1 protein-coding gene and 1 pseudogene are annotated in these 393 nt (G+C 66.4%); both read left to right on the plus strand.

Annotation, left to right across the window (positions count from 1 at the left end; translation table 11 throughout):
- A pseudogene (locus AC1DHL_RS30075) lies at positions 1 to 146 on the plus strand (electron transfer flavoprotein subunit beta/FixA family protein); the annotation flags it as partial.
- Positions 147 to 148: 2 nt separating this feature from the next.
- On the plus strand, positions 149 to 393 hold a 245-nt coding region (locus tag AC1DHL_RS30080; protein ID WP_478164380.1), incomplete at its 3' end, for an adenine nucleotide alpha hydrolase family protein.

Genomic DNA, 393 nt, shown 5'->3' on the forward strand with positions numbered 1-393 from the left:
TCAAGCCCGAGGACCTCGGCGTGGACGTCAAGCCGCGCCTGAAGACCCTGAAGGTCTCCGAGCCCCCGAAGCGCGGCGCCGGCATCAAGGTGCCCGATGTCGCCACGCTGGTGGACAAGCTGAAGAACGAAGCCAAGGTGATCTGATCATGACCGTACTTGTTATTGCCGAACACGACCACGCCACGCTCAAGCCGGCGACCCTGAACACCGTGACCGCAGGGATTGCCTGCSMMAGCGGCGATGTCCACGTGCTGGTGGCTGGCGCCAACGCCGCCGAAGCCGGCAAGGCTGCCGCCCAGGTGGCAGGCGTTGCCAAGGTGATCGTGGCTGACAGCCCGAGCCTGGCGGACAACCTCGCGGAGAACGTCGCAGCCCAGGTGCTGGCGATCGC

Source organism: Variovorax sp. 10L426 (assembly GCF_056395305.1).